A 12,082-nucleotide genomic window follows, 5' to 3' on the forward strand; every position below is an offset into this window, starting at 1 on the left:
CCGTCGCCGGCCCCGGGTGGCGGCGGCGGTCCGGGTGGCGGCGGCGGTCCGGGTGGTGGCGGTGGCGGCGGCGGTCCGGGTGGTCCCCCCGTGGCACCGGGCCAGGAGGAGTTCGGGCCGGGTTTCCCGTTCGACGACTGACGTCCGACGACTAGCCCAGCTGGCGGCGGACCTCCGCGGCCACCCGCGAGCCGTCGGCCCGGCCGGCCACGATCCCGTTCGCGGCGCCCATGACCTTGCCCATGTCCTTCATCCCCGAGGCGCCGGTGCGGGTGATGACATCGGCGACGATCGCGGTGAGGTCCGCGTCCTCCAGCTGCGCCGGGAGGTAACCGGCGAGCACCTCGCCCTCGGCCCGCTCGCGCTCGGCCTGCTCGGCCCGGCCGGCGTTGCCGAACGCCTCCGCGGCCTCCTTGCGCTTCTTCGCCTCGCGGCGCAGCACCGCCTGCACCTCGTCGTCGTCGAGCTCGCGGGCCTCCTTGCCGGAGACCTCCTCGGCGCTGACTGCGGTCAGGACCATGCGCAGCGTGGCGGTCCGCAGTTCGTCGCGGGCCTTCATGGCGGTGGTCAGGTCGTCGCGCAGCTGCTTCTTCAGGTCGGACACGTCCCCAGCCTGGCACGACGCGCTCCGGGCGCGCGCCCGTAGGCTCCCTGTCGTGCGCTGGTACACCGTTCCCGCAGCCGTCGCCGCGACCGGCGCCGGCACGCTCGCCTACGCGAGCCTGGTCGAGCGCACGTGGTGGACACTGCGGCGCTTCGACGCGCCGGTGCTCGCCCCGGGCTCGGCCCCGCTCACCGTGCTGCACCTGTCCGACCTGCACATGACCGCCGGGCAGCGGTCCAAGCAGGAGTGGGTCGCGGGGCTCGCCGCCCTCGAGCCGGACCTGGTGATCAACACCGGCGACAACCTGGCCGGCTTCGACGCCGTCCCCGGGACGCTGCGGGCGCTGGACCCCCTGATGGACCGGCCCGGCGCGTTCGTGCTGGCCAGCAACGACTACTTCGCGCCGCGGCCGAAGAACCCGCTCAAGTACTTCTTCCCCGGCCACAAGCGCGTGCACGGCACCGAGCTGCCCTGGCGCGACCTCCGTGACGGGATGCTCGACCGGGGCTGGCTCGACCTGACCAACGCCGCCGGGGAGCTCGTCGTCGGCGGACGGCGGATCACGTTCGCGGGCGTCGACGACTCGCACCTCGGGCGCGACCGGTACGACGTCGTCGGCGGGCCGGCGGATCCCGGCGCCGACCTGCGGATCGGGCTGGCCCACTCCCCCGAGCCGCGGGTGCTCGACCGGTTCGCCGCCGACGGTTACGACCTGCTGCTGTGCGGGCACACGCACGGCGGGCAGCTGCGGGTGCCGTTCTACGGCGCGCTGGTCACCAACTGCGGCATCGACCGGGAGCGGGTGCGCTGGCTGCACCGCTGGGCGCCGCCGGCGGCGGGCCGGCCGAACGGCACCTGGCTGCACGTCTCGGCAGGTCTGGGCACCAGCCCGTACGCGCCGGTCCGCTTCGCCTGTCCGCCCGAGGCGACGCTGCTCACGCTCACCCCGCGCCCGGCCTGAGCCCGCCGCCGGGACCCGCGGGGAGGAGCGTTAGACTCGTCGAGCGCACCTCGGGGTGTGGCGCAGCTTGGTAGCGCGCGTCGTTCGGGACGACGAGGCCGCAGGTTCAAATCCTGTCACCCCGACACACAGCTCAGGGGCCGCCGATGGCGGCCCCTGAGTCGTTCCCGGGGGCTGACTCGATCCCCGGTCCTGGGAGGATGGATCGGTGACCGCCGAGCAGACCGCCCCCGCCCTTCCCCCCGAGGTCACCGCCCGCTGGCAGGCGCGGTTCCGCGCGCCGCGGGTCTCGCTGCCGGACTGGGCCTTCGACGCCCCGCACCGGAACCTGTATGCCTCCGACGTCAGCGGCGTCATCGAGCAGTACGCGTGGGACCGCTCGACCGGCACCCACCGGCAGGTCACCGACCGGCCCAACGGCACGCTCATCGGCACGCTCAGCCCCGACGGCGAGACCATCTGGTGGTTCGCCGACACCGACGGCGACGAGTTCGGCGTCTGGATGACCCAGCCCTTCGGCGGTGGCGAGGACACCGTCGCGGTCGCCGAGGTCGGGCCGGCGTACCCGGCCGGGCTCGAGATCGGCGACCACCTGGTCGCCATCGGCCGGTCGACCGACGACGGCAGCGAGCTGTGGCTGGCTCCGTTCGGCGGCACCCCGCGGGTGATCTACCGGCACTCGGACCCTGCGTCGGTCGACGCCCTCACCCACGACGGCGACCTGCTGGTCATCTCGCACTCCGAGCACGGCGACCCGCGCTATCCGGCGCTGCGGGTGCTGCGGACCAGCGACGACGCCGTCGTCGCGGAGAAGTGGGACGGCGAGGGCCGCGGTCTGCACGCCTCGGAGTTCGCCCCGCTCCCCGGCGACACCCGGCTGCTCGTCGGTCACGAGCGCCGCGGCCGCGAGGAACTGCTCATCTGGGACGTGGTGGCCGACACCGAGACCGAGATCGTCCTCGACCTGCCCGGCGACGTCTCGGCCGGCTGGTATCCCGACGGGACGGCGCTGCTGGTCGGGCACGACCACGCCGCCCGCACCGAGCTGTACCGCTACGACCTCGCCAGCGGCGCGCTGGAGAAGCTGGACACCCCGAAGGGCGTCGTCCGCGGCGCCACCGCCCGCCCCGACGGCACCGTGGAGCTGGCCTGGTCCAACGCCGAACTGCCGCCGGTGATCCGGCGGGCGGACGGCCCCGTCGTCCTGTCGGTGAGCGAGGAGGAGCCGCCGACGGCCTACCCCGTCGAGGACCGGTGGGTGCCCGGCCCGGGCGGCGACGTGCACGCCCTGCTGGTGCGGCCGGCCGGCGAGGGTCCGTACGCGACGGCGTTCCTGGTGCACGGCGGTCCCGAGTCGGCCGACGACGACTCCTACCGCGCCCGCCGGGCCGCCTACGTGGACGCCGGCTACGCGGTGGTGCACGTGAACTACCGGGGCTCCACCGGCTACGGCTCGGTCTGGCGCGACGCGCTCACCGGCCGCCCGGGACTCACCGAGCTCGAGGACGTCGGTGCCGTCTACGACGCGCTCGTGGCCGAGGGGGTCGTCGACCCGACCCGGGCCATCCTGTCCGGCGGCTCGTGGGGCGGCTTCCTCACCCTGCTGGGCCTGGGCACCCAGCCCGAGCGCTGGGCGGCGGGTATCGCCGAGGTGCCGGTGGCCGACTACCTCGCCGCCTACGAGGACGAGATGGAGGGCCTGCGCGCCTACGACCGCGCGCTGTTCGGCGGCTCACCGGACGAGGTGCACGACGTCTACGTGCGCTCCTCGCCGATCACCTACGTCGACGCCGTCGCCGCGCCCGTGCTGGTGGTCGCGGGCGCCAACGACCCGCGCTGCCCCATCCGGCAGATCGACAACTACCTGACCCGGCTCGAGGAGCTCGGCAAGGACCACGAGGTGTACCGGTTCGACGCCGGCCACGGCTCGCTGGTCATCGAGGAGACGATCCGCCAGGTCGAGGTCGCCCTGGCCTTCGCGCTGAAGCACGTGAAGCCCTGAGAGCCCCGTGCGGTCAGGGCTGGGCGGCGATCAGCTCCGCGATCTGGATGGTGTTGAGGGCCGCGCCCTTGCGCAGGTTGTCGTTGCTCACGAACAGCACCAGCCCACGGCCGCCGTCGACGCTCTCGTCCTGCCGGATGCGGCCCACGTAGCTGGGGTCGCGGCCGGCGGCCTGCAGCGGGTTCGGGACGTCGGAGAGTTCCACGCCGGGCGCCGCCGCGAGCAGTTCGGTGGCCCGCTCCGGCCGGATCTCACGCTGGAATTCGAGGTTCAGCGACAGGGAGTGACCGGTGAAGACCGGCACCCGCACGCAGGTGCCCGAGACGCGGAGGTCCGGGATGCCGAGGATCTTGCGGCTCTCGTTGCGGAGCTTCTGTTCCTCGTCGGTCTCGAAGGTGCCGTCGTCGACCACGGAGCCGGCCATCGGCAGCACGTTGAACGCGATCGGCGCGACGTACTTCTGCGGTTCGGGGAAGTCCACCGCGGAGCCGTCGTAGGCCAGCTCGTCCGCCTTGTCGACGACGGCCCTCGCCTGCGCGTGCAGCTCCTGCACACCGGCGATGCCCGACCCGGAGACCGCCTGGTAGGTGCTGGCGACGATGCGGACCAGGCCGGCCTCGTCGTGCAGGGGCTTGAGCACCGGCATCGCGGCCATGGTGGTGCAGTTCGGGTTGGCGATGATCCCGCCGCGCGCCTTCGCGATGTCACCGGGGTTGACCTCGCTGCAGACCAGCGGGATCTCCGGATCCCGGCGGAACGCGGAGCTGTTGTCGATCACGATGACGCCGGCCGCGGCATACCGGGGGGCCTGCGCGCGTGACGTCGTGGCGCCGGCGGAGAAGAGCGCCACGTCGAGCCCGCTGGGATCCGCGGTGGCGGCGTCCTCGACGGTGATCTCGCCGTCGCCCCAGGGCAGGGTGGTGCCGGCCGAGCGCGCGGAGGCGAAGAAGCGGATCGAGGCGATCGGCAGGTCGCGCTCGGCGAGGATCGAGCGCATGGCGGCGCCGACCTGGCCGGTCGCACCGACGATGCCGATGTGGAGCGGTCGCATGCTCATCGTCCGGTCCCTCCGTAGACGACTGCCTCGACGTCGGAGCCGAGGTCGAACGCGTCGTGCACCGCGCGGACGGCGATGTCGACGTCGGTGTCGCGGCAGACCACGGAGATGCGGATCTCCGAGGTGCTGATCAGCTCGAGGTTCACCCCGGCGTCGGCCAGGGCCCCGAAGAAGCGCGCCGACACCCCGGGGTGCGAGCGCATGCCGGCGCCGACCAGCGACACCTTGCCGATGTGCTGGTCGAAGTCGACGCGGCTGAAGCCGACGGTGTGCTTGACCCGCTCGAGCGCCGCGAGCGCCACCGGGCCGTCGCTCTTGGGGAGCGTGAAGGAGATGTCGGCCAGCTTGTCGGCCCCGATCGACACGTTCTGCACGATCATGTCGATGTTGATCTCGGCGTCGGCGAGCACGCGGAACAGCTGCGCCGCCTCGCCCGGCCGGTCCGGCACGTCGTAGACGGTGATCTTGCCTTCGGAGCGGTCGTGCGCGACGCCCGTGATGATCGCCTGTTCCACCGGGAGGTCCTCCATCGAGCCGGCCACGATCGTGCCGGGAAGGTGTGAGTAGGAGCTGCGGACGTGCACGGGGATGCCGTAGCGGCGGGCGTACTCGACGCAGCGGAGCATGAGCACCTTCGCGCCGGAGGCGGCGAGCTCGAGCATCTCCTCGTAGGTGATGGTGTCCAGCCGCTTGGCGTTCGGGACGATCCGCGGGTCGGCGCTGAAGACGCCGTCGACGTCGGTGTAGATCTCGCAGACGTCGGCGTCCAGCGCGGCGGCGACGGCGACGGCGGTGGTGTCGGACCCGCCGCGGCCCAGCGTGGTGATGTCCTTGGTGTCCTGGCTGACGCCCTGGAACCCGGCGACGATGACGATCGAGCCCTCGTCCAGGGCCGACCGCAGCCGGCCGGGCGTGACGTCGATGATCCGCGCCTTGCCGTGGCTGCCGGTGGTGATGACGCCGGCCTGCGAGCCGGTGAACGACCGCGCCTCGTACCCGTGCGTGGAGATGGCGATGGCCAGCAGCGCCATCGAGATCCGCTCGCCCGCGGTGAGCAGCATGTCGAGCTCGCGGCCGGGCGGGTCGTCGGTGATCTGGCTGGCCTGGTCGAGCAGCTCGTCGGTCGTGTCGCCCATGGCGGAGACGACGACGACGACGTCGTCGCCGTTCTTCTTCGCAGCGACGATCCGCTCCGCGACGCGCTTCATGTGCGTGGGCGAGGCGACGGAGGAACCGCCGTACTTCTGGACGACGAGGGCCACGGGTCCACAGGCTACCGACGTATCGCGCGGGCCCGGCGGTTGCGTCCGCCATTCCCGCACGATGGGATCACCCGGTGGACGACCCGGCAGCATGGCTCCTCACCGCCGAGGAGCGCGGCAACACCGGCACGCCCCTGTCCGCCTGGACCGCCGGCAACCTCGTCCGGCCCCTGGTCCACGGCGTCGCCTACTTCGACCGGCTGGTCGAGGAGGTGGAGCGGCTGGGCGAGGGTGACCGGGTCTGGTTCACCGATTGGCGCGGCGACCCGGACGAGCGGCTGCGCCCCGACGGCCCCACCGTCGACCAGCTGTTCAGCGCGGCGTCGCACCGGGGCGTGGACGTCCGCGGGCTGGTGTGGCGCTCGCACACCGACGCCCTCTCCTTCAGCAAGGAGCAGAACCGGGCGCTGGACCGGGAGATCGAGGAGGACGGCGGCAAGGTCGTGCTCGACCAGCGGGTGCGCCGCGTCGGCTCGCACCACCAGAAGATCGTCGTCATCCGCCGCCCGGCCGACCCCTCCCGGGACGTCGCCTTCGCGGGTGGGATCGACCTGTGCCACAGCCGCCGGGACGACGCCGATCACCACGGCGACCCGCAGACGGTGGACATGTCCGACGCCTACGGCCCGACCCCGCCGTGGCACGACGTGCAGGCCGAGATCCGCGGGCCGGCGGTCGCCGTGCTGGACACCGTGTTCCGGGAACGGTGGGACGACCCGACCAGCCCGGTGCAGGGCAATCCGATCGCGTACGTGATCGACCGGTTCCGGCGGGCCCGGCTGGACCCCTCACCCCTGCCGGCCGAGCTGCCCCCACCGCCGGAGTGCGGCCCGCACCTGGTGCAGACGCTGCGCACCTATCCCAAGATCCGGCCCCGGTACGACTTCGCGGCCGAGGGCGAGCGGTCGATCGCCCGCGGGTACACCAAGGCCGTGCAGCGGGCCCGGCGGCTGATCTACCTGGAGGACCAGTACCTGTGGTCCGCGGAGGTCGCGCAGTTGTTCGCGGACGCGCTGACGGCCAACCCCGACCTGCACCTGGTCGTCGTCGTGCCGCGGCTGCCCGATCAGAGCGGGTCGTTCAACGCCACCCCGCAGTACGTCGGCCGCCGGCAGGCGATCGACCTGTGCGTGCAGGCCGGCGGCAAGGCCCGGGTCCACGTCTTCGACGTCGAGAACCACGAGGGCACGCCGGTCTACGTCCACGCGAAGGTCTGCGTGGTCGACGACGTGTGGGCCAGCATCGGCAGCGACAACTTCAACCGCCGTTCGTGGACCCACGACAGCGAGCTGTCCACCGCCGTCCTCGACACGACCCCGGATCAGCGGGAGCCGATCGATCCGGCCGGCACCGGCGACTGCGCCCGCGTGTTCGCGCGGGACCTGAGGCTGGAACTCGCGCGGGAGCACCTGGACCTGGCCCCCGACGGCAGCGAGGACGAGCTGGCCCTCGACCCGGAGCGCTTCGTCGCGACGCTGGAGTCCCGCGCCGCGGCGCTGGCGGAGTGGCACGACGGCGGCCGTCGAGGTCCCCGCCCACCCGGGCGGCTGCGGCCGCACCGGCCGGAGAAGCTGTGCCGGTTGACCCGGCTGTGGGCCACCCCGGTGTACCGGATGCTGGTCGACCCCGACGGCCGTCCGCTGCGCCTGCGCCTGCGCGGAGGTTTCTGACCGGTCCGTCGACGACCCGCCCGTTCCCGGTGCCGCCGCTCCCTGGTCCCGGCCCCCTGGAGAGTCGGCCCTTGCCCCCAGTTGTGGGCAAGGGCCGACTGTCCACAGATCGTCTCGGCACACTCCTGGCCCACGGGTCGGACCGGATGCTGGTCACCGTGTCCTCCGACCTGCCCGGATTGCTCCGCCGCATCCGGCGCACCGCGGACCTCTCACAGCGCCAACTCGCGGAGCGCACGGGCATCCCCAAGTCCACGCTGGGCGCAGCGGAGGCGGGCGTGCGCGACCTGCCTGTCGGCCGGCTGGTGGACGCGGCGGGCGTGGCCGGTCTGCGGATCGCCCTCGTCGACGACGCCGGCCGGGAGCTGCCGCCCATGACCTCGGACGGCGCGCGCGACGGCTCGGGACGCCACCTGCCGGCCCATCTCGACACGTTGCACACCGACGAGGTTCCCGATCGCTGGGAACACCGCCCGGCACGGCGGCAACCGTGGTTCACCTTCGAGCTGGACCGGTCCTCCCGCGATACCCGGCGCGAACGGGACGGGGTCCCCGGCGACCACGACGTCCCGTTGGCAGGTGACTCACCGCCGGAGAGGGCGGCGGCTCGTCGGCGCGCCGCCCGGCAGCGCCGCCAGGCTGAGTGGGCGCGGCGGAGAGCGGCCGGGGAGCTGCGCCCGGCAGAACCGTTCATCTGCACGTGCCCACCCGCGTGCGACGACCTCGACGACTGGTCCCGCCGACCGGTGCACGCGGAGAACTGCCCGTGCTCCTGCGACGTGGGCTGACGCACTGCCTAGACGACGGCTCCGTCCGACCGTCGCGCCGACGCCTTCGGCCGCTCCTTCGCGACCGGCGGCGGGGCCGGCCAGCGCCGGTCCAGCGCGACGGTGAGCGGGACGGCGATGGTGATCGTCGAGATCGTCCCCGCGACGATGCCCAGGACCAGGGCGAACGCGAAGTCGCCGAGCGACTCCCCACCGAGGAACAGCAGCGCGGTGAGCACCAGCAGCGTCGAGGCGCCGGTGTTCACGGTGCGCGGCAACGTCTGCAGCACCGCTTCGCTCGCCACCGCCGGGAAGGGCCGCCGGCCGGGCCCCGTCCACGTCTCGCGGACCCGGTCGAACACGACCACGGAGTCGTTGACCGAGTAGCCGATCACGGTGAGGACGGCGGCGAGGAACACCCCGTCGGCGATCTTCCCGGTCCAGGCGAACACGCCCACGACGATCGTCGCGTTCGCCGTCAGCGCCGCGACCGCGCCCGCGCTGTAGGTCCAGCGGAACCGCACCGCCAGGTAGCCGAGCTGGGCCAGCAGCGCGACGCCGAGGGCGATGAGCGCGTTGCGGCGCAGCTCGTCGCCGAGCGTGGGCCCGATCAGCTCGTCGTTCACGACCTCGGCGCCGTCGCCCGCCGCGGCCAGGGAGTCGCGGATGGACTCCTGCTGCGCGTCGTCGATCGGTCCGGTGCGCACCCGGATGTCGCCGTCGTCGGCCTCCTGCACCACCGCGCCCGGGAAGCCAGCATCGGCGACGGCGGACCGGGCGGTGTCGGCGTCCAGCGTGCTGCCGGTCGAGTACTGGATGCTGCGCCCGCCGGTGAACTCCACGCCCAGGTCGAGCCCGCGGACCGCGAGCCCGGCGCCGGTGAGCACTACGACGAGCAGCGACGCGGCCAGCCACACGCGGGGACGGGCGTAGAGCGTGAGATCCCGGCTGGTGAGCCAGGTGCGGACCCGGCCGAGCGTGTGCAGCCCGGTCAGCGCCGGGCGGCGGACCAGCCAGCGGCGCGTCGCGGCGAGCTCGGCCAGCGACCGGGTGATGACCAGGGCGGAGAACAGCGAGGCCAGCACACCCACGCTGAGCGTCACACCGAAGCCGCGCACCGGGCCCGAGGCGAGGAAGAACAGCAGCCCGGCGGCCAGGAGGGTGGTCACGTTCGAGTCCGCGATGGCCGACAGCGCCCGCTGGAAACCCTTCGTGACCGCGCCGCGCAGGGTGCGGCCCTTCTGGGCCAGCTCCTCGCGGGACCGTTCGTAGACCAGCACGTTCGCGTCGACGGCCATGCCGACGGCCAGCACGAACCCGGCCAGGCCCGGGAGGGTGATCGTGGCGCCCAGCGTGACCAGCGCCGCGTAGGAGATCAGCGCGTAGCAGAGCAACGCCACGACGGCGAGCAGCCCCATGAACCGGTACACGGCCACGATGAACAGTGCGGTCGCCGCCACGCCGAGGAGCACCGCCTGGACGCTGGCGTCGATCGCCGCTTCACCCAGGCTGGGGCCGACGGTGCGCTGCTCGATCACCTCGACCGGCAGCGGCAGCGCGCCGCCCTGCACGAGCGCGGCGAGATCCTGCGCCTCGTCCTGCGTGAACTGGCCGGTGATCCGGGTGCCGCCGCCGGTGATGCCGACCCCGCAGGGGACGTCCGGGTTGACCGCCGGCGAGGAGATGACCTCGCCGTCGAGGACGATCGCGACCCTGCGGGTCGGGTCGTTCAGCGGCGCGCAGGCCGCCTGTCCGGTGAGCTGCTCCCACGCCGTCCGGCCGGAGCCGGTGAAGTCCACCGTCACGAACCAGCCGATACCGGACGCAAGGTCCGAACCGGCCCCGGCGTCGTCGACCCCCTCGCCGGTCAGGGCGGGCGGCGACAGGCGCAGCGGCGCGCCGTCCTCGTCGGGCAGCACCAGCTCCTCGTCCGGTGCGGCGGTCTCGGGGTCGGACTCGGGCGAGTCCGGTTCGGCGAACCCCAGCACCTCGTGGAAGGTGAGCTGGGCGGTCCGGCCGATGACCTCGACCGCCTCGCGGGGCTCCTGGAGCCCGGGCAGCTCTACCACGATGCGGTCCTCGCCGGCCCGGACGATCGTGGGTTCGGCGACACCCAGCGCGTCCACGCGGCGCCGGAGCACCTCCAGCGCGCGGTCGGTCGACTCGGCGTTGGCCTCGACTGACGGCGAGTCCTGGGCCTCGAGGACGATCTGGGTGCCTCCGCGCAGGTCCAGCCCGAGCGTCGGCGACGAGGTGAGGACCGCGGCGGTGGCGGCCGCCAGGACGCCGAGGGAGATCAGCGCCCGGAGCAGCGGACCGCGGCCGGGCGAGGGCTGGGCACTGCCGGTGCTTCGGGATGAGGAAGCCACGAAGCATCTCCAGAGGGTCGGACGCCGGCACCGATCGCGCAGGGAGCAACGGCGAGCCTAGCCGGGACCTGGCCGAGCACCCGCCCCGACCGGCCGGTCCGGTGTGCCGAGGTGCGGCCGTGGGCCAGGAGTCGGTGGCTCTTCCACCGGGCATGGACCGGGCATGACCGACTCCGGTGCAGCTCAGGGGAACGACGCCGTCCTGCTGCGGGCCGGGCGGCGGGCCTGGGCGGCACTCGGCATCGCCGGCATCGTGGTGCTGGTCTACCTCCTGCTGCAGCAGGTGAGCATCATCGCGACACCGCTGGCCGTGGCCCTCTTCCCGGCGGCCGTGCTGTGGCCGATCGCCGGCTGGCTCAAGCGGCGCGGGCTCCCGGCTGCGCTGGTCGCGCTGGGGCTGGTCCTGGCCCTGCTGGCGGCGATCGCCCTGGCGCTGTGGTTCGTGGTGCCACGCTTCGTCGACCAGGTGCCCGACCTCGTCGACAGCGTCGAGCAGGCGTTCGCCGACCTCGACGACGCGCTCGCCGACGCCCCGGTGTCGCTGCCCTTCGACATCGGGGAGGGCGGGCTGGCCGCGGCCGCCGGGGAGGCCCTGGACTCCTTCGACGGCGAGGCCGGTGCCGTCGTGGGGCAGGGCATCGACGTCCTCTCCCGGCTCACCGACGTCGGGACGTCGCTGCTGATCTTCCTGGTGGCGCTGTTCTTCTACCTGCGCGACGGCGAGCGGATCTGGGCCGGGGTGACCAGCGTGCTGCCCTCCGGCACGCGTCGGCACGTCCGTCGCGTGTCGGGGCAGGTGGGCTGGACGCTGGGCGCGTACTTCCGGGCCCAGATGCTGGTGGCGCTGGTCGACGCGGTGGGCATCGGGATCGGCCTCGTCCTGCTCGACGTCCCCCTGGCCCTGCCGCTGGCCCTGCTGGTGTTCCTCGGCGGCTTCTTCCCCATCGTCGGCGCCTTCGCCTCCGGGTTCGTCGCCGTGCTGGTGGCGCTCGCCGACCAGGGGCTGGGGACGGCGCTGCTCGTGCTGGGTGTCGTGCTGCTGGTGCAGCAGGCCGAGGGCAACCTGCTCGAGCCGCTCATCCTCGGCCCGGTCCTGCGCCTGCACCCCTTCGCGATCATCCTCAGCGTCACCGCCGGCGCGGTGACCTACGGCGTGCTCGGGGCCTTCCTCGCCGTGCCGCTGGCGGCCTGCGTCGCCCGGATCGTCGATTACGCCCGCGGGCGCCGCCCGGCCGCCGGCCCGGGCTCCGACCCCGACAACGGCGAGCCGGCCTGGGGGGCCGACGACGACGACGGCGGCGATGCGGACACCGCGGACGCGGAGCGCGAGCCCGGCACGAGCCCGGCCCCGGAGACGACAGGAGGCGCGCCGTCTGCGCGTGGGTGAGGG

At 73.6% G+C, this 12,082-nt stretch carries 9 protein-coding genes and 1 tRNA gene; 6 read left to right on the top strand and 4 right to left on the bottom strand.

Features of this window, described 5'->3' with window-relative positions:
- Positions 1-151: 151 nt before the first annotated feature.
- Positions 152-604, bottom strand: coding sequence for a GatB/YqeY domain-containing protein (locus tag BN344_RS07055; RefSeq protein ID WP_040337498.1), 453 nt, complete (start codon positions 602-604; stop codon positions 152-154).
- A gap of 52 nt (positions 605-656) precedes the next feature.
- Here BN344_RS07055 and BN344_RS07060 point away from each other — a divergent pair, with 52 nt between their 5' ends.
- From BN344_RS07060 to BN344_RS07070, 3 genes are all read left to right on the top strand, one after another.
- Positions 657-1,565, top strand: coding sequence for a metallophosphoesterase (locus BN344_RS07060; protein ID WP_040337499.1), 909 nt, complete (start codon positions 657-659; stop codon positions 1,563-1,565).
- A gap of 51 nt (positions 1,566-1,616) precedes the next feature.
- Positions 1,617-1,690 (top strand) — tRNA-Pro (locus BN344_RS07065).
- An 83-nt stretch (positions 1,691-1,773) separates the two neighbouring features.
- Positions 1,774-3,567: a S9 family peptidase gene (locus BN344_RS07070; RefSeq protein ID WP_040337500.1), complete on the top strand. Its 1,794-nt coding sequence runs from the start codon at positions 1,774-1,776 to the stop codon at positions 3,565-3,567.
- Between the two features lie 13 nt (positions 3,568-3,580).
- On the opposite strand, the gene BN344_RS07075 is transcribed toward BN344_RS07070, so the two are convergent.
- Complete coding sequence (locus BN344_RS07075; RefSeq protein WP_197022246.1) at positions 3,581-4,624, bottom strand: aspartate-semialdehyde dehydrogenase; 1,044 nt, start codon at positions 4,622-4,624, stop codon at positions 3,581-3,583.
- On the bottom strand, positions 4,621-5,886 hold the full coding sequence (locus tag BN344_RS07080; protein ID WP_040337502.1) for an aspartate kinase: 1,266 nt from the start codon (positions 5,884-5,886) through the stop codon (positions 4,621-4,623). Before BN344_RS07080 ends, BN344_RS07075 begins: the two co-directional genes overlap by 4 nt.
- Before the next feature lie 74 nt (positions 5,887-5,960).
- Between BN344_RS07080 and BN344_RS07085 the strand changes: the two genes are divergently transcribed.
- Positions 5,961-7,556 carry a phospholipase D family protein gene (locus BN344_RS07085; protein ID WP_040337503.1) on the top strand — a complete coding sequence of 532 codons (1,596 nt, stop codon included), beginning with the start codon at positions 5,961-5,963 and terminating at the stop codon, positions 7,554-7,556.
- Between the two features lie 158 nt (positions 7,557-7,714).
- The gene (locus BN344_RS18945; RefSeq protein WP_166518196.1) at positions 7,715-8,344 is read left to right on the top strand and encodes a helix-turn-helix domain-containing protein; all 630 of its coding nucleotides are present in this window, start codon (positions 7,715-7,717) and stop codon (positions 8,342-8,344) included.
- 8 nt (positions 8,345-8,352) lie between these two features.
- Here the strand turns inward: BN344_RS18945 and secD are convergent, their stop codons facing one another.
- Positions 8,353-10,692 (bottom strand): protein translocase subunit SecD, encoded by a 2,340-nt coding sequence (gene secD, locus BN344_RS07095; protein ID WP_197022247.1) that lies wholly within the window; start codon positions 10,690-10,692, stop codon positions 8,353-8,355.
- A gap of 163 nt (positions 10,693-10,855) precedes the next feature.
- Here secD and BN344_RS07100 point away from each other — a divergent pair, with 163 nt between their 5' ends.
- On the top strand, positions 10,856-12,079 hold the full coding sequence (locus tag BN344_RS07100; RefSeq protein WP_051515608.1) for an AI-2E family transporter: 1,224 nt from the start codon (positions 10,856-10,858) through the stop codon (positions 12,077-12,079).
- Positions 12,080-12,082 lie beyond the last annotated feature (3 nt).

Source organism: Candidatus Blastococcus massiliensis AP3, from assembly GCF_000582785.1.
GTDB classification, from domain to species: Bacteria; Actinomycetota; Actinomycetes; order Mycobacteriales; family Geodermatophilaceae; genus Blastococcus; species Blastococcus massiliensis.

Excerpts from the sequence above, each read along its gene's own strand:
- BN344_RS07075 (WP_197022246.1), bottom strand. The coding sequence starts at position 4,624 with ATGAGCATGCGACCGCTCCACATCGGCATCGTCGGTGCGACCGGCCAG.
- BN344_RS07100 (WP_051515608.1), top strand. The coding sequence starts at position 10,856 with ATGACCGACTCCGGTGCAGCTCAGGGGAACGACGCCGTCCTGCTGCGG.